General features: G+C 56.6%; 13 protein-coding genes. 4 read left to right on the top strand and 9 right to left on the bottom strand.

Going from position 1 to position 17,285, the window contains the following annotated elements:
* Window positions 1–11 precede the first annotated feature (11 nt).
* From GA0061098_RS00720 to GA0061098_RS00690, 7 genes are all read right to left on the bottom strand, one after another.
* Window positions 12–2,426, bottom strand: coding sequence for a glycosyltransferase family protein (locus GA0061098_RS00720; protein ID WP_091952405.1), 2,415 nt, complete (start codon window positions 2,424–2,426; stop codon window positions 12–14).
* 230 nt (window positions 2,427–2,656) lie between these two features.
* Window positions 2,657–3,796, bottom strand: a complete 1,140-nt coding sequence (locus GA0061098_RS00715) for a DegT/DnrJ/EryC1/StrS family aminotransferase (RefSeq protein ID WP_091952403.1) — start codon at window positions 3,794–3,796, stop codon at window positions 2,657–2,659.
* Entirely contained in the window at window positions 3,793–4,785 is a 993-nt protein-coding gene (locus GA0061098_RS00710; RefSeq protein WP_245323147.1) for an NAD-dependent epimerase/dehydratase family protein, read from the bottom strand. Before GA0061098_RS00710 ends, GA0061098_RS00715 begins: the two co-directional genes overlap by 4 nt.
* Window positions 4,786–4,790: 5 nt before the next feature.
* The gene (locus tag GA0061098_RS00705) at window positions 4,791–5,969 is read right to left on the bottom strand and encodes a DegT/DnrJ/EryC1/StrS family aminotransferase (RefSeq protein WP_091953821.1); all 1,179 of its coding nucleotides are present in this window, start codon (window positions 5,967–5,969) and stop codon (window positions 4,791–4,793) included.
* 113 nt (window positions 5,970–6,082) lie between these two features.
* Entirely contained in the window at window positions 6,083–6,562 is a 480-nt protein-coding gene (locus GA0061098_RS00700) for an acyltransferase (RefSeq protein WP_091952399.1), read from the bottom strand.
* A gap of 24 nt (window positions 6,563–6,586) precedes the next feature.
* Window positions 6,587–8,062 (bottom strand): oligosaccharide flippase family protein, encoded by a 1,476-nt coding sequence (locus GA0061098_RS00695; protein ID WP_091952396.1) that lies wholly within the window; start codon window positions 8,060–8,062, stop codon window positions 6,587–6,589.
* A gap of 46 nt (window positions 8,063–8,108) precedes the next feature.
* Window positions 8,109–9,173, bottom strand: coding sequence for a Gfo/Idh/MocA family protein (locus GA0061098_RS00690; protein ID WP_091953818.1), 1,065 nt, complete (start codon window positions 9,171–9,173; stop codon window positions 8,109–8,111).
* A gap of 656 nt (window positions 9,174–9,829) precedes the next feature.
* Here GA0061098_RS00690 and GA0061098_RS00685 point away from each other — a divergent pair.
* From GA0061098_RS00685 to GA0061098_RS00675, 3 genes are read left to right on the top strand one after another with little or no spacing between them, the layout of a single operon-like run.
* Window positions 9,830–10,690 (top strand): glycosyltransferase, encoded by an 861-nt coding sequence (locus GA0061098_RS00685; protein ID WP_091952393.1) that lies wholly within the window; start codon window positions 9,830–9,832, stop codon window positions 10,688–10,690.
* Window positions 10,691–10,717: 27 nt separating this feature from the next.
* A complete protein-coding gene (locus tag GA0061098_RS00680) occupies window positions 10,718–11,947 on the top strand; it encodes a glycosyltransferase family 4 protein (RefSeq protein ID WP_245323119.1) in 1,230 nt (409 codons plus the stop codon).
* Complete coding sequence (locus GA0061098_RS00675; protein ID WP_091952387.1) at window positions 11,944–12,669, top strand: polysaccharide deacetylase family protein; 726 nt, start codon at window positions 11,944–11,946, stop codon at window positions 12,667–12,669. The genes GA0061098_RS00680 and GA0061098_RS00675 overlap by 4 nt, the downstream gene beginning before the upstream one ends.
* A 112-nt stretch (window positions 12,670–12,781) precedes the next feature.
* On the opposite strand, the gene GA0061098_RS00670 is transcribed toward GA0061098_RS00675, so the two are convergent.
* Complete coding sequence (locus GA0061098_RS00670; protein WP_245323118.1) at window positions 12,782–14,062, bottom strand: glycosyltransferase family 4 protein; 1,281 nt, start codon at window positions 14,060–14,062, stop codon at window positions 12,782–12,784.
* 18 nt (window positions 14,063–14,080) lie between these two features.
* Entirely contained in the window at window positions 14,081–15,490 is a 1,410-nt protein-coding gene (locus tag GA0061098_RS00665) for a nucleotide sugar dehydrogenase (RefSeq protein ID WP_091952381.1), read from the bottom strand.
* 515 nt (window positions 15,491–16,005) lie between these two features.
* Here GA0061098_RS00665 and GA0061098_RS00660 point away from each other — a divergent pair.
* On the top strand, window positions 16,006–17,280 hold the full coding sequence (locus GA0061098_RS00660; protein WP_165637081.1) for an O-antigen ligase family protein: 1,275 nt from the start codon (window positions 16,006–16,008) through the stop codon (window positions 17,278–17,280).
* Window positions 17,281–17,285 lie beyond the last annotated feature (5 nt).

Below are 17,285 nucleotides of genomic sequence, written 5' to 3'. Positions count from 1 at the left end.
CCAGAAGACTTTCAGGATAGTGTCGTCACCGGCCTGTCGAACGAAGAGGCGTTGGTTCTGCCATTGTTTCCATTGCGCTTCTCGAGCACGGCATATCCGTTCCGGAGAGATGGATTTTCGTCGGTCACGCGATGCCGTCCCTCGCTCTTCAGGCGCCTGTAGATATCATGAATGCGAACATCACTGACGTCGTCGAGTAGCACGTACTTTGTCTCTCGCAACAATTCATACAGGGCTTCGTAGAAGCCGTCCTCCTGCACACGAGCAGAGCCATTAAACAACAATAGGTCGAAGCTTGTGACATTGTTGTCGTCCTTTATCCTCCTTATCGAGTTCCGGAACTGCTCTCCCATGTCGCCAGGATCGAGGTCCAGAGGCCCATACCATTTTACACAATCCTCCTCCGGCCTCGGCGCGCCAACAAAAGGATCTCCACTGCCTCCGCCTATTTTCAAGCACACCAGGCGGGATATTTCCTCCTGTGCTCTGAGCCCGGCTATGAGCGCTTGAGTGCCGCGCCAGCGCCGGTCTGCGCCTACGACCAAGGCCGCACCTATTTTCTCTCCGCGAGCAAGATCATGGATCAGTCCATAAAACTCATCATTTCTGCTGCTCGAGAGATGATGTGGCATGAAGTATCCGTACCTTGCCTCGGCACCATAGAGGCCTCGCTTGACCAGCTGCTTGAGGCCCGCCCGCACCTTGTAGATGCGAAGTCGCCACTCAAAGTACCTTGTCTTCCCTTGAGGCGGTAAGGTCAAGGAAGCATTGGAAAGTTCATCGTTGTTCTCTTGCCGAATCGCGACATTGCGATTGTTCAGATCTGCCAATGCGGCACTTCCGCGGTTCAAATAGTTCCTTATCTGCTCCGCCAGATTAGCTCGTTTACATGCGGTAAGAATGTCGCATAGGCTGGTGAACCACGCCTGGTCATTGCGTTGTGGCAGTTGGTGAATGCTCCGTCGGTGTTCTCGGTGCTCACCAACGCCCGCAGGAAGCACGATCTTTCGACCCGAGAGTATCGCCACTGCACGCCGAGCTCGATTCAATTCCTCATGGTCGAGCCAGGGAAATTGGTTGGCGCATCTGACCGCTTCGGCGATGTCTTTCGAGCAGAGTGTTGCAACGATGAAGTACGCCCATTCAACGGGATCGGGATCTGCTGCTCTGTACTCGGAAAGAGTGAATTGGATCGGCTCGGAGATCCAAGAGAGCGCTCTGCTCGCATTGCCTTTGCGCAAATCGCAAAGCGCAAGTCGCAATTTCGGTTCAGGCATCCACGGAATATATTGTGCGCACTTCAAATAGAGGCGCTCTGCGCCTTCGTAGTTGCGCTGCGCGAGCAATTGGTCGCCCTGCTGCAAAAGACGTAGGTGCAAACCTCCGGGCGCAATGCCTGCAACGTTGCTGGTAGGCGAAGCATCCACAAGCCGGAGCGGCTCGAACGGGCCGGGTTGAAGGATCCTCTGGTGGGGTTGAGCGGCCTTGTTGAGTTCATACCATTGGAGAATCTGGTTGCGTTGCTTTATCGTGTGCGAACGGTGAACCAAGTCGAACCCTGCTTGAACAATCGCTTCGAGTGCATCCTGGTTGTTGAACAGAAAGGATAGCTTGTCCAACACGTCGTGCTCGTCGGCAAACACGCAGTTGACCATATCGATGAAGCCTGCTGCCTGGAGCGCTGGAGACGACTCTGTGACCAGGCATGATTTGCAGGCGGGAATCTCAAAATGCTTTCGGACGACTTCCTTTGCCAGTGTCCCGCACGACGGCACGAACACGGACGCGTTCAACATTCGCGCATAAGGTTCGCCGACCCTTATTTGTTGCTGCTCCCTCCTAGGTGCATAGCCAGGATGATTGCAAATCAAGGACGAATAGTTTTTAGAGATGAGGCGCATCATCCGCTGTCGCCAGGGATATAGAGCTGTGTTGTTGCCGGCGAAGAGCACTGGGATGCTCTTCCAGACGCCATAGTCACGATAGAGATCAGGGTCGATGGAATTTGGCCAAATGAATAGAGAATCCGAAATGGCTGGCGTATTCTCGGCCGCCGCTGTTGCTATGGCGAAATACGTGGTGATTCCCAGATGGTCCATGTCGGACAAAAATCCTGCGCGACCGCAGCAGAAGGCATCTGAATTAAGGAGGCCAAGTTTCGGAATGTGCGCGTTGGCATGCGCGCTGCTGACCTTCGGTCGACGGCAAGAAGGAAACGGAACTCCGCCTTCGAAAAGCGTCAAATCCGGGTGATGAATATCGCAGATGTGCGCATAATCACAATCGTGATCTACGACAACGACATTGAAGAACTCTGAGAGACATTTGACGTGCTCTCTTTTGTGCGCCAGAAGAAAGGCAGGCAGCTCGTCGTCATATTTGTATTGAAAGAAGACTAGCTTAGGCTTTGGATCGAAGGTAGCCATCTGGTCCTCAGTTTTACTTAGATTGCCGTAACGCAGTCCGGTGCGTCAAACTTCAGATAGATTCGTTGCGGGCCCAATGTAGCGAGTGCGGCGGCCGCGTGAGGGTGAGTGCGATGATCGGGCTGCGTCCGTAGACGCAAGTCCGTTGTTGCACGGATGTGCTGCCCGAATGGGCAGATTAAGCAGAGTGCGATCGCAGCGCTCGGACGAATTCGTGGAGTGAGCAGCGGTCATCGGTATAATACCCTGGTGAGAGCGTTGACGACATAGCGCAGATCGTCTTCGGTCATTTGCGCGTAGATTGGAAGCAAGATCGAATGATCCTGTGCGAGTTCGGACTGGCGCAGTTGATGCCGGTGGCTTTCAGCGGCGTAGGGCGCTTCGCGGTGCGCGCACATAATTCCACGTCGCGTCGCTATGCCCTGGTCGAGAAGTGTCTGCATCACCCCTTTTTGATCCAATCTATCAGGCAGGCGCACACAGTAGCTTTGCCAGTTCGATCTGGCCCATGCGGGCTCTGCTGGCAGTCGCAGTCCCTCCAGGTTTCCAAGTAGCTCGGCATATCCAAGCGCGACAGCGCGGCGCCGCGCAACCAATTCCGGAAGGCGCTCCAACTGCTTGCGTCCGACGGCGGCCTGTATGTCGGTCATTCGGAAATTATAGCCCACGACGAGATAGTCTTCGAAAAGGACTTGCGGTGAGCCATGCCGCACGGTGTCCGGAATGCTCATGCCGTGCTGCCGGAGCAGCCGGAACTTTCGGTCGAGCTCCGGATCGGCGGTTGTTAACATCCCACCCTCGCCGGTAGTGATCACTTTGCGTGGGTGAAAGGAGAAGCAGGCAATACGTCCATGCGGCTTGCCTATGCGTTCCCATTCGCCGTCTATTGAGATCTCACTACCGGCCGCACAGGCGGCATCCTCAATGAGGGCAATTCCCCTGCGTTTGGCGATCGCCGTAAGCGCAGCCAGGTCGCACGGAATGCCCATTTGATGAACGGCGATAATCGCGCGCGTGCGATGCGTAATCGCGTCCATCACCTGGGCGGAATCGATATTGTAGGTCTCTGGATCGATATCCACGAAGACAGGGGTCGCGCCTTGGTATCGTATCGAGTTCGCTGTCGCGATGAACGAATGGCTTGCGGTGATGACCTCGTCACCGGGGCCGATATCGAGCGCCGCCAGAGCGAGCTGCAGGGCCGTCGTGCAATTTGAAACAGCGCAAGCGAAGGGAGCTCCGACGAGAGCGGCGAATTCCTGCTCGAAGGCAGTCACCTGCGGACCTTGCGACACCCAGCCCGACAGGACGGCTGCGCGCGCCGCCTCCGCCTCTTCATGGGCCAGCAGCGGCAATGCGATCGGAATCACGACACAGCCGCCTGTCGCCGATTGCCAGCCGTGAGCTCGCGCTCAGCGCGCCACCATTTGACGAGCTCTTGCAGGCCTTGATCAAGCCCGGTGCTGGCCCGAAAACCCAGCAGGCGTTCGGCTTTTCCGGTTGAGGCCAGGCGGCGCGGCACGGCATTGATGAACCGCTCCGGCGCGAACTCCGGGAGCATTCCTTGCCGCCCCATCACCGATGCGAGCGCCGTCGCGAGTTGCACCAGGTTGGTTTCCGTGCCGGTACCCACGTTGAATACCTCATCCGTCACGTTCGCCCTTGCGGCCAGAATGTTGGCGCGTGCGACGTCCCGGACGTGGACGAAATCCATGGTTTGTAGGCCATCGCCGAAAATGACCGGAGGCAGCCCGGTCTCCAAGCGTTCCATCCAGCGGATAAGAACTTCGGTATATCGCCCGTGTAGGTCCATGCGGCTGCCATAGACGTTAAAATATCGGAACGCCGCATAGTCGAGACCGTACATGTCATTGTACGCGCGCAGCAGGCCTTCATTGAACGCCTTCGCTGCCCCATAGAAGGTCCTATTGTTGTAGCAGTTCTGTCGCTCGCTCGTCGGAAAATCCTCCGCCATGCCGTAAACCGAAGCCGAGGACGCTGCGATGATCTTTTCGATGTCATGCTTGATGCACAGCTCCAGCAGGTCGTAGGTGGCATCCACCATGACCTCCTTGGCGAGACGCGGTTCGACCGCACAATGAGTGATGCGGAGCGCGGCCTGGTGGAAAACGATATCCGCCGCCTTGACCAACGCTTCCATCAACTTGCGATCGCGAATATCGCCATGGACCAGCCTGACTGGCCCATGCCCGAGTGCGCGACGGAGATTTTCCGGCCGGCCTCTGACCATGTTGTCGAGGGCAACGATTTCGATGCAGCCCTCGTCGCAGAGCAGATCGACGATGTGGGAGCCAATGAATCCCGCCCCGCCCGTGACCAGAACGCGTTTACCCTTCAGATCAATCAAGACGCTCTCCTGTTGTGGGACCATGTCATGACGCTTTGTGGATGCTCTGCTCCGCCGCTGCCGGCGACGCTGGGCCGCAGGGCCGCCGCGCTCCTCAATGTGGTGACAACTTCGGCGGCTTGTTCCGGCAGCAGTTCCGGATAAATGGGAAGGGAGAGGAATTCGTCCGCGAGCATCTCGGTGACGGGGAAATCACCGGCGCGATAGCCGAGCTCTGCGTAGGCTTTCTGCAAATGCACCGGAACGGGATAGTGAATCCCGGCGCCAATTCCGGCATCACGCAACAGCGTCAGCGCGTCGTCGCGGCCCTGGGATCTGACGGCATAGACGTGATACACGTGACGGGCATGTCGAGGCGGCTGGGGACGCGCGAATGGGAGATCAGACAGCAGTGCATCGTATCGCTCAGCCAGCGACCGGCGCGCTTCCGTCCAGCGCTCGATATAGTCCAGCTTGACGTTCAGGATCGCGCTCTGGATCTCATCCATGCGACAATTGTATCCGGCAATGATGTGGTCGTACTTCGACTCCTGACCCCAATCCCGCAGCAGTGACACGCGGCGCGCGAACTCGGGCCGATCAGTTACGACGGCCCCACCCTCGCCGAAAGCGCCCAGATTCTTGCCGGGATAGAAGCTGAAGCATCCCAGATCGCCCACCGAGCCTGCGCGCCGTCCCCGGTATTCCGCACCGTGCGCTTGCGCGGCGTCCTCGATGACCACCAGGCCGTGCCGACGCGCGATCTCCGTGATGGGATCCATGTCGGCCATCAGGCCGTGGAGATGAACCGGCAGAATAGCTTTGGTTCGCGGTGTTATCGCAGCTTCGATCAAGCCGGGATCCATCGTCCATGTCACGGGGTCGACGTCGACAAACACCGGCCTGGCGCCGCTGTAGAGAATGGCCGCGGTTGTCGCGACGAACGTCATGGATACCGTAATGACCTCGTCACCGGGTCCGATCCCCGCCGCCAGCAAGGCAAGGTGAAGCGCCGAAGTGCCGCTGTTCACCGCGCGGCAATGGGCCGTCCGGCAGTAATCCGCAAAGCGTTCCTCGAAGGCAGTCACCTCCGGCCCGAGCACAAAGTGCCCGCTGCCGATGACCCTGGCCACCGCAGCGTCGATTTCTGGTCGGATTTGAACGTACTGAGCTTTCAGATCGAGAAATGGTATCAAGTTAATCCCTTCCATTTTGACGGGTCGTTAATTAATATAACTAATCATTATTTGAATTTAAATCAATAATCAAAGAGCGGATATTTAATCTCCGCGGCAGAAAGAAGATAAACTCACGATTCGACCTTCGACCAAGATAGAATCCGAGCGGGCACTCCGGCCACGGTCGCTCCTGGTGGAACATCTATTGTCACCACCGCCCCGGCGCCGACCGTTGCTCCTGCGCCGATAGTCACGCCACACAAGATCGTTGCATTCGATCCGATGGATGCTCCCTTAGCGACATGTGTGCGCTGCAATGTCCAGTCGGAGGACGCCTGTGGGCGGCCGTCGGTCGTGGTGGCCCTAGGATACTTGTCGTTCGTGAACATGACGCCATGTCCGATGAACACCTCGTCGTCGATGCTCACGCCCTCGCAAATAAATGTGTGGGATGATATTTTGCAGCGCGCACCGATCGTCGCCCCGATTTGGATCTCAACGAAAGCCCCGATCCCCGTTTCGTCGCCGACAGAGCAGCCATAGAGGTTGATTAGCTCTGGATGGAAGATTCTGACTTGCCTGCCGAGCTTTACGTCTTTTGCGACGGGCATCTCATCTCCAATATTGTCTATGGCCTATAGGGCCGAACGCGACGGTCGAAGTCTTGGTGCAGCACGCGCGAGGCTAACGGCCGCGAGATGGACGTGATGCAGCAGCGGGTGACCGGTCAATATCAGCCCTAAGCTCCAGCAAAGAGCCGCAGCACACGCCCCCAACACCAGACCGGCAAGCGATGTCAGCATTCCGGCTTCCGTCAGAGCCGCACAGCTGGCTACGCCGAACGTGGCTGCGGCCGTGACCAGGCCGCTCCTTGTCAACGCGCGAAGAACATCCATTGGCCCGAAGTGTAGATGCCGCCCGATAAAGTAGATCGCGACCGCAGCCTGAAACGGCAGCGTCAAGAGTGCGGATGCAGCGACAGCCTGTACACCGAAGAAAGACGCGCCCAAAATCAAAAGAAGTGAAGGCGGTAGTGAGATGAGGGAGGAGATCAATGCCTCCCGCACGCTTCCGACGGCTATGAGGATGGGATAGCTTAGGCATGCTGCAAAAAATGCCAGGTTTGCGATGCACAGCAGGCGCACTAGAGGTACGACCTCCAACCATGTCTCGCCCAGCCAAATTGCGATTATTGGCCGCGCCATGATCGCCACGAATATCAGGAATGGCCAATGCATGGCGGAAAGAAGCTCAATCGAGTCCAGGTAAACAGCATTGAGATCTTCGCCGGCCCGGCGTCGCGCGACGATCGCCGGCATGATCACGGGGGTCAACACCTGCGTGACGAGTTTGTCGAAGACCTGTGTCAAGTTGACCGCGCGGCTGTACAGACCGACAGATGCGAAGTCGAGAATTCGTGCAAGGAAAAGCTGGGGGGCGAGGTTGTAGAAGACGTTGATTACGCTGATCCCGCTGGAATAAAGGCCGAAGCCGACGACTTCGCGATATTCGACGAGCGAGGGACGCAGTGCCCCAAAATCACGATGATGAGCGAGCAACGCCAAAGTCAGAGTCACGTTTCCTGCAAGAGCTCCCCAGACGGGGGCCATGTAGCTGAATCCTGTCATCGCAAGCCCGATCGAGACAAGGGCAACCGCCGCTCCAGCGGCGAAGTTGCAAATGGCTAACGTGCCGAATTTCATGTCTCGACGCAGCAAGGCAGAAATCGTCCCAGAAAAAGGTACGAGCAGAAAGTTCAACGCCGATACCTCGATGCCCGTCTTGAGATTGGCCTCGGCGAAAAGATCGGAGAGCGCACCCGCAAGAACATATAGAAGAACGGCAATCGCTGCGGAGATCCCAAATGTGATCGTGAAGGCTGAGCGAACGCTTTCTGCGGACAGTTCGCGCTTTTGAATGAGATAATTTCCGCCTGCGAACTCCTGGAAGGATGCTCCGATGACCGCCGTGACGGCGCTGACGACCGCATAGACCCCAAATTCCGCCGGTGACAGCAGGCGAGAGAGGACTGCGGTGGCGACAAAGAACAGCGCGAGGCTGCCATAGCGATCGGCCGCAGAAAACAGGATCGAGCGTTGTACCGAATTCATCGGGGATCGTCGCTGTGGGTCGAGTGGATTGGCGTCTATCCAACGGTCAGGCCGTCGCTCTCGTTTGTTCCCGGCTCCAGCGCTTCTCCCGTTTCAGAAAGATCGGTTTCCCGTGCTCGGCAATCGAGCGCGATGCAGCCTCAAGGACCTCGATCACCCGCAGGCCAGACATGCCGCCTGAAATTGGCGTCGCTCCGCTATGCACACAATCGACAAAGTGGTCGACCTCGATCTGAAGCGCTTCATTGGGAGAGACGTGGGGCGCCCACATATCGCCAGCTCGATAACCGATCCGCAGTTGATGGGCATTGTCGGAGGGGCCGTCGACGGTGATACCCTTATCATAAACCTTAATCTTTTCGGTTGGCTCAAGATCGTCATAGACGATCATCTTCTTGCTGCCTCCGATGAACGTCTGGCGAACCTTGATCGGCGAGAGCCAGTTGACGCTCACGTGAGCCACGCATGCGCTATCGAAGAACAAAGTAATGTGGGCCATGTTTTCCGGAGAGCCGACCACATGGCATGACCCTGTCGCCGAAACCGCGACGGGCTCTTCATCCAAGATATGGTGGATGATCGAAATGTCGTGCACGGCCAAGTCCCAGATCACGTTAACGTCGCTTTGGAACAGGCCGAGGCTTGAGCGTATGCTGTCGTAGTAATAGACGTTGCCAAGCTCCTGCTTGAGCAAGAGCTCGCGGATCTTCCGCACGGCGGGTGTGTAGAGAAAGGTATGATCGACCATCAGCGTTAGACCGCGCTGGGCCGCCTCATCGATTAGACGCCGGGCCTGATCCGAATTTTGTGCAAACGGCTTTTCCACCAGCACGTGCTTACCGGCCTTGAGGGCCGAAAGGGCAAGTTCATAGTGAGTATGAACCGGCGTTGCGATGGCGATCGCATCGATGGCTGGGTTCCTGAGAAGATCGTGATAAGAGGATGTCGTCATTAGGCTTGGATACAGGCGCTTGCTAGCCGCAATCTTCTTCGGATCAAGGTCACTGAGTCCGACCAGGCGCACCTTGGGGTGAGAAGCGAAATTGCGGACGAGGTTTGGCCCCCAGTAGCCGTATCCAATAACGCCGACGCCGATGGTTCCATTTGACATCTCTAGTACCATTTCTTTCTACGCATGCTGGCAGCGTCTCGCGCTGAGTTCAGGTGAAATCAGATGTCGATTCCGATGAGACGGCGAATGGGGGGAGGAGGTGCTTGTCGCGTTCTGGACCGAACACGCCCGTCGCACCGTTGCTTGCCCAGCGGCCAAGTCGCTCTGAGGAGCGACGATTGGTCGTGCGGCGCGTGAAAGAGCATCCAAATCGTGGAAGGTGGGGCTGTTCATCAGGCGATCACCCGTCTCCGTCAAAATCAATGCGTTCAATTATAACGCCGTAAAATCCAAAATCTACGTTTAATTATATTATTTTGGTTTAAATTTAAAATCCCGTGGATGAGTGCTAATTCCGGTGCAAATGTGCTTCGAAACTTGTAAATTATGGACTTGGCTTGAGCTTAAGTCCGGTTTACGGGCAGGCCAACAGCGTCCGGCGGGATTCGTGCACGTTCCGAAACTGCTCCGGTTGGATGTTGATTATATTAGTGGGTAGGTCAGTCTTTTTTTGCGTTGATTTAAATTGTCGGTTAATTTAAATACTTGGGCGTTAGCGGCCTATGCTCTCATGGATGTTACGGACTAGCGAAAAGCAACCATGAGCCTTGCCGAACCTGTTGCCTCACATCTGATCCATTCCGTCCAGGCCAACAATGATCTCGATCATCGTCCCAGCTCACAACGAGAGTTCTGTTATCGCTCGGTTGTTAGGCCAATGGGTCAGCAATGCGGCCTCCGACCAAATTGGAGTGGTCGTTGTCTGTAACGGGTGCACAGACGACACCGCGAACGTCGCTCGCCGCTTCGGTTCACCGGTCCAGGTTGTCGAAACCGATACTGCAAGGAAAACCCACGCCCTGAACATCGGCGATCAGATCTCGGGCGTGTTTCCCCGGATGTATGCTGATGCGGACATTGTTCTTACACTCGATGCCATTCAAGCTCTCGCACGGCGCCTTGAGAAGGGCGACGTTCTCGCAGTCGCGCCAACGGCTGATATCGATCTGACGGATTGTTCCTGGCTGGTCCGCAAGTACTACGCAATTTGGTCGCGGCTGCCTTCCTCGTGCGAAGGTATCGGTGGCTCCGGCGTCTACTTCTTATCTGAAGCGGGGCGCAGGCGGTTCGGGCAGTTTCCAGATGTCGTTGCTGATGACATCTATGTTCGCCTTCAATTTAAGGCGGAGGAACGCGAGACCCTCCCGCACGTCAAATCGAAGGTTTTTCCTGCGCGCTCAATCTCAAAGCTTATCGCTGTCAGAAGTCGGGCCTATGCCGGGGTATTTGAAATCACCCGCCGCTTTCCCGAGCTATCGGTGAACAGGAGCGAAACCAACAATCGAACGCTCATTCGATTGTTCAGGGAACTGCGCCTGTGGCCGGGATTGTTGATCTATTGCTATGTCAATATTCGTGCTCGTTTCCGAGCGGTAAGGTCTTCTAATGTCCAAGCTGCCGTGTGGCAACGAGATGACACTTCACGCCGAACGTTGTCCGCCGGGTCGCCCTCATGAGCTCCGCGGATAAATCGGGTCGCAATAATGAAAGACAATCCTGGTCAGTCTCTGTACAGCGGTTCGATTGCTGCATCTGTAGGGAATAAAATGACTCAGAGCCACGTCTCCGGCGGCCGGGCGGCGCGGCGGATTGCATTCGCCACGATCGGTGATGCGCGTGAGGTCAGATTCTGGTCCGGCACCCCGTTTCACATGTCGGAATCGCTGTCGAGCGAAGGTCATGAGGTGCTTCATATCGGTCCCTTGAACGCACCGAGTCTCCCTCTCTACAAGGCGTATTCAAGATTTTGCCGTACCTTTCTCCGGCAAGGAGTTTCTCCGTTCCATGCGGGGCGTGTGGTTGCACAGTACGCAGCTGACTCGGAGCGAAAAATCCGCGCGGCCTCGCCCGATGTCGTCTTCGCACCCGCTGGCTCAAGCTTCGCATGGGGAGTGCCCAAGGGCGTTCCCCTGGTCTATGCGTCCGACGCGACCTTTCGGCTTGTTGACAATTACCATCCCAACTATCGAAACTTGTCGCGCGCTGCTCGAGACATGGCTGAACGCTTGGAACGCAACACGATTGCGCGCGCCGACCTGATACTCTACCCGTCGGAATGGGCAGCCGAATCCGCTATTAGAGATTACGGCGCCGACCGCGCGCGGGTGCACGTTATTCCCTGGGGCGCCAACCTCAAAGAGGCACCCGAACGTGGCTCCGTGCTCGGATGTCGCAAGCCGGGTCCGTGCCGGCTCCTTTTCATCGGAGCGAACTGGGAAGAGAAAGGCGCGGACATCGCGGTCGGGACTCTCGCTGAACTAAAGGACAGGGGCGTAGAGGCGGAGCTCGTAATCTGCGGATGCACTCCGCCCAAACCCGTCACCCATGATGGCCTGACGATCATCCCTTACCTCGACAAGAATGATCGTGATCAGCGCAACCGGCTGGATCAACTCTATCGCGACGCGGATTTTTTTCTGCTGCCGACCCGGGCAGATTGCTACGGTATCGTCTTCTGTGAAGCTGCGGCCCATGGCGTGCCCAGCATTGCGCCGGCCACTGGTGGCGTCTCCTGCGCTATCCGCAACGGGGAGACCGGCATCTTGCTGCCGCCGAATGCCACGAAGGCGGACTATGCGACGATCATCCTCGAGATTTTTGCGAATGCGGACCGGCTGGCCCGCCTAAGACGATCGAGCCGAGACGCCTTCGAGGCGCGATTGAACTGGCAGACCTGGGGCCGGCGGGTCTCGGATCTGATACAAACTCTATGATTGTCTTGAATTATCACGAGCTGGTTGAAGCCTCGCCTCCGAATGCGTGGTGTCTGACCCACGAATCATTCGATGCGCATCTTTCACTTTACGAGGACAGGCTAGTCTCCCCTAGGAGCTTTCTGGAGCGTTGCACCGATCCGAAAGCCAACGGCATCGGCGCGGTCCTCCTCACTTTCGATGATGGGTTTCTTTCGGACTATACGCTTGCCTATGCACATTACCTGAAGTCCGGTCGGATTCCCGGCTTCATGTCCTTTATTCCGGTGGATTTCGTGGCGGCACCGGGACGTATGACCTGGGATATGATTCAAGAGCTTGGCAGGGGTGGTGTTGCGATCGGCTCCCACGGCATGGGCCACGTCGATTTGACTATCGTTTCGGACGCCGAACTCGAGCGCGAGCTTATGGTTTCGAAGTTAATGCTGGAGGATCGCCTCGGGCAAGAAGTCACTCTCTTCGCTTTCCCATACGGACGATTTTCAAGGCGAGTGTGGGAAGCGGCCTTGAGAGCTGGCTATACGCACCTCTTCACCATCCAGCTTGGGCATCATCGCGGGTTCGAACCATTTCTCTATTCTCGCCTGTGCCTAACGAACAACATGGATGCGGAGTATATGCACAGGCACTTGCTTGATCCGACCGCTGTGCGTGGCGTTGCCTGGAGGGTCAGCACAAGGCTGGGACTCTATCGCCAATTGATGCGCTGGCGCTATCGATAGCCCTCGCCGCAGCATATGCCGATGGTACAAAATCGGAGCTCCGAAAGCTCCTTTGCGCGTTTTTGGCGTCTTGACGAGAGGCCGACGGATTTTCAAACTTGGAATCACGAGATCATTTGACCTGCCAAGGTTGGCGCGCCGAATTGCGATCGTTTCGCGCCCGAGAGGCTCTGTTGAACACAGCTTCGTAAGCCGCCATCAGTTTCGGTTCTTCATGCTCCCACGATAGTTCGTCGCGGACGCGCTTTTGTCCGTACAAGCCCATATCCCTGCGACGAGAAGGATCATCGATGAGTTCAAGGATTTTGTCACCGAAATCGGTCGTGTCGGTGTTGCGCGCATAGAGAGAGGCGGACAGGGCGGACACCCGTCCCTCGGCCAGATCGAACTGCACGATCGGCTTGCCAAGCGCCATGTACTCCATGATCTTGTTCATGGTCGACATGTCGTTCATTGCATTGGGCCGATCGGGATTGACGCAGACATCTGCGGTCGAGAGTACCTTGAAAAGCGTCGTATCGTCGATCCTGCCGGTGAAGGTGACAAATTCCGCCAGGTGCATTCGGGCACAGGTCTGTTTGAGCTGCTCGAGGCTCGGTCCCGCGCCCATAATGACGAACTGGATATCGGCGCGCCGGCGTGCAGAGGTGATGTGCCGAACCGCCTCGAGCAGAAGATCAATGCCTTCCTGCTCCCCGATCACACCGACATAGGCAACCAGATGCGACCGGCCGTTGCGCCAAGTGTGGTCGGGAGCGAGCTCACGCACGCGCGCGAGGTTGGGGCCTGAGCGGACAACAAACACGCGGTCAGGCGTCATCCGTCCGCGGTGGATGGCGACGTCAGCGTACGATCTGTTGGTGGCGATCGATATATCAGCCACGCTGAAGGTCATTCGCTCGAGAAAGACAAGCGCCTTCCAAAGCAGTCCGCGATGTCCAAATTTCGCCTCGAATAGCTCGGGATTCAGGTCGTGATGGTCGAATACGAACTTTGTGCCGAACAAGTACTTGTAGAACGCGCCGACGAGAAAAATGAGATCTGGCGGGTTGCAGGCGTGAAGCACGTCGAAACCCCGCGACCAAAACACCTTGAGAGAATAGGCGAACTCCCACCATAGCGCGCTGCTGTATTCGGCGAGGTAGCCAAGCTTGCCCCTAGCTTCGAGTGGCAGCGGATGGCGGTAGACCTCGATGCCGTCAATCGATTCGTATGCAGCTTCCGCGAACGGACCGCGGGGACAGATCACTGTCACTTCGTAGCCGGCTCTGTGCAAGGATTGCGCCTCCGCCCAGACTCTGCGATCGAATGGAACGGGGAGGTTTTCGACAATCATCAATATTCGTCGCCGGTGCATGCGGCGCGTGGCGTCAACTACCGATGTCAAGGTCATGATGGTCGTCTCCGCGACCTACCAACATATGCCGCGATAGTCACTTGCGGTCTCCTTTTCCGGCGTGATGCGCACGAGATCGATGATGATTTTGTCCTGTCCTTTGAAAATCGCTGAGTTCTTCAGAAACTCCTTGCGGTTTCCCACGACGATGACCTCGGCAAAGGAGGCGACGTCGCTCATCTTCTCTCGAAGAAGACAGGCAATGTGCGGCAGGCGACTCGTCAGGTGAGCCCTGTTGACCCCCGTGAGTCGGGACAGGCGAATATTCGAATCATAGATCGCGAGCTGATAACCGCGGCCGATCAATCTTTCCGCAACCTCGAGCATTGGACTATAGCGCAGATCGTCGGTATCCGGTTTGAAGCTCAATCCTACGAGTCCAATACGCCGTTTCCCGGTCGCCGCGACAAGTTGGTAGGCGCTTCGAATCTGGTTCTCATTCGCTTGCATCACGGCATCGAGCAGTGGGGTGTCGATATCGGCGTCTCTTCCGGCGTGGCGCAAAGCGCTCACGTCCTTTGGCAGGCAGGATCCGCCAAATGCAAACCCTGGTTTGAGGTACGCTGGCGAGATATTCAGCTTCTTGTCGGCGACCAGGACGTTCATGACCTGGTGGCTGTCGACCCCCATCGCCTTGCAGAGCAACCCGATCTCATTTGCGAAGCTGATTTTCGTCGCATGCCAGGCATTATTTGCATATTTGACTGCCTCGGCGCCGCGAATTGACAGGATGCGAGGGGTGGCCGAAAATTTTGCGTGAAGGTCCAGAAGTCGCTGGAGCGTCAATGGATCGTTGTCTACGCCAATAACAATCGTTCCCGGATCATCGTAGTCGGCGATAGCCGTTCCTTCTCGTAGGAATTCGGGAAGATAAGCGACCCCGAAATCTTGACCGGCTCGTTTGCCGGACGCCTGCTCCAGGATGGGCACGACGATATTCTCCATCGTGCCTGGCAGCAGCGTCGAGCGCATTACGACGGAATGAAAGCTTGTCGCATTTCGGAGACTTTCTCCAATCTGCTGCGCTACGCGGCTGACAAACGCTGTCTCCAGAGAGCCATTGTCCCGCGAGGGTGTTCCGACGCAGATCAATGAAATGTCCGTCGATGAGGCGGCGTCCTGAGATTGGGTGGTTGCCTTCAGGCGACCGGCACGGACAGTGGAGCGGATACGTTCAGCGAGCCTCGGTTCGACAATTGGCGGCAGCCCTCGGTTCAGACGATCGACCTTGTCCTGATTGACATCGACCGCCAGCACGTCGTGTCCGTCTCGTGCGAGACAGGCTGCAGAAACGGTGCCGACGTAGCCGATTCCGAAGACGCAAATCCTGAACTTGCTTCTGCTGTCCAGGCTTGTTGCTTCTTTCTTTTCTAAGGTGGATCTGTCCCACGCCGAATGGGAACGACGGTCAACATACGTGTCCATGGCTCTCTCGGGAACTTTAATGCGGTGATGATATATTAATTTCTGTTGTTATATATTTAAATATAGACCGGATGGCAACCATAATGAGCGACGGATTTAAATGTTTGTTGGTTGCTCGAGCAAATCGCGATGCCGGAGGCCTAGATTTGCGTCACGATCTGCGGCGGCAGTAAGCGCTATTTTAGCTGATTTTCGAGGGATTCGGAAGCTCTTGCGGTCCGCCCGCACGTCGTCTTAACATGCGGTTGGTTGGGTTTATTCGGTTGATTTAAATCGGTGAACGGTCTTGTCTTTCTTGATGTAATCTATAATATGTGATTAAATATGGCGGTGCCGTGGTGGATCACGTCTCCACCTAGCGGATGGACAGGATGGTAAGCCTTGCAACAGGTGGGTCGCGTGAGGTCGTAGGCTCACTGCATTTCGCGGTTGGGCGGGCCGGGGCGACGCGGCTGAGCCGGACCCCTAGGGTCTCCCTTCTCATTCCGATCTTCGTTTTCGCCTTGGCTATGCCGATGCATTTCTACATCGGCCCGACGCGCTTGTCGCCCTATCGGCTGGTACTGGTGGCGACCTTCATTCCGTGTTTGGTGGCGTGGTTATCTGGATCGGTCGGGCGAGTTCGGCTGCCCGACATCTTGATGCTTCTGGCGGCGATGTGGGGCGCGGCCGTATTGGTGGGTGTGCACGGCATCGAGCAAGGCCTGCAATCGGCGGGCATATTCGTCATAGAGACCTTTGGGACATTTCTTTTTGCGAGACGCTACATTCGAGATGTCTTTGCGTTCCAGCGTATGGTGAGCGCGCTGGTGCTCATGGTCCTTTGTCTTCTGCCATTCGCAATTTACGAGAATGTCACGGGTTCGCCGATCTTGATTCAATTGTTCGGCAAGATATTCTCCGTTTACAATGTCGCTGGCAGCGAACCAAGGTTCGGACTCAGAAGAGCTCAGGGCCCATTCGAACACTTCATTCTATTTGGTATCGTTTGTTCGAGTGTCTTCGCCTTGAGCTATTATGTGTTTGGTTCGAGCGCCCGCCGGGGAGGGCGGCTCGTCACGGGTTTTGTGACAATGGCGGTAGCCTCCTCGCTTTCTGCCGGTGCTCTCCTATCGGTCGTCGTCCAGTCCCTCCTGATTGGTTGGGACAAGGTCACGGCAAGCGTAGCGCGACGTTGGGGAATATTGGCCACAGCGGTGACTGCTGCCTATTTTCTTGTGGATTTGAACTCCAATCGTAGCCCGTTCACCGTCTTTATCTCGTATCTGACTTTCAACGCAGATAATTCCTATATGCGCGTGCACATCTGGCATTTCGGGATGCAATCGGTAATGCAGCATCCGATCTTTGGAATCGGCTTCAAGGATTGGGAGCGTCCGGAGTGGCTGGGCGGCAGCATGGATAATTTCTGGTTGGTTACTGCCGTGCGCTACGGTGTTCCCGGCTTCTTGTTCATCGCCGGAGGCCTTCTTTCGGTTTGCCTTGGTCTGGGGCGGCTGAAGAACCTCTCGTTCGACGTTGCGCAGTGCCGAAAGGGTCTTATTGTCACCCTTTGCGGGCTGGCCCTCGCCAGTTGTACGGTTCACTTGTGGGATGCTCCTTACGTGCTGTTGGTGTTCCTGCTCGGTAGCGGCATGTGGATGTTTGAGCCGCGCAATTGGGGCTCTCCAGCCCCCTCGCTTTTGCAGCGTGGCCCCTGCGGAACTACGGAAGCACGTAGCAACCGACCGCCTGTCAGGCGGCGTGGTCGCGTAGCTGCGCATCGATATTCGCTCACGGGGAAAACGTGACGGGC

The organism is Bradyrhizobium shewense (assembly GCF_900094605.1).
Classification (GTDB): domain Bacteria; phylum Pseudomonadota; class Alphaproteobacteria; order Rhizobiales; family Xanthobacteraceae; genus Bradyrhizobium; species Bradyrhizobium shewense.
This window is presented reverse-complemented; position numbering and strand designations above follow the sequence as displayed.

Bases quoted from the DNA above. Each gene is read 5' to 3' on its own strand.
- GA0061098_RS00675 (WP_091952387.1), top strand. From the start codon at position 11,944: ATGATTGTCTTGAATTATCACGAGCTGGTTGAAGCCTCGCCTCCGAAT.
- GA0061098_RS00665 (WP_091952381.1), bottom strand. From the start codon at position 15,490: ATGGACACGTATGTTGACCGTCGTTCCCATTCGGCGTGGGACAGATCC.
- GA0061098_RS00695 (WP_091952396.1), bottom strand. From the start codon at position 8,062: ATGAATTCGGTACAACGCTCGATCCTGTTTTCTGCGGCCGATCGCTAT.
- GA0061098_RS00685 (WP_091952393.1), top strand. From the start codon at position 9,830: ATGATCTCGATCATCGTCCCAGCTCACAACGAGAGTTCTGTTATCGCT.
- GA0061098_RS00660 (WP_165637081.1), top strand. From the start codon at position 16,006: ATGCATTTCTACATCGGCCCGACGCGCTTGTCGCCCTATCGGCTGGTA.
- GA0061098_RS00720 (WP_091952405.1), bottom strand. From the start codon at position 2,426: ATGGCTACCTTCGATCCAAAGCCTAAGCTAGTCTTCTTTCAATACAAA.
- GA0061098_RS00690 (WP_091953818.1), bottom strand. From the start codon at position 9,173: ATGTCAAATGGAACCATCGGCGTCGGCGTTATTGGATACGGCTACTGG.
- GA0061098_RS00670 (WP_245323118.1), bottom strand. From the start codon at position 14,062: ATGACCTTGACATCGGTAGTTGACGCCACGCGCCGCATGCACCGGCGA.
- GA0061098_RS00700 (WP_091952399.1), bottom strand. From the start codon at position 6,562: ATGCCCGTCGCAAAAGACGTAAAGCTCGGCAGGCAAGTCAGAATCTTC.
- GA0061098_RS00680 (WP_245323119.1), top strand. From the start codon at position 10,718: ATGAAAGACAATCCTGGTCAGTCTCTGTACAGCGGTTCGATTGCTGCA.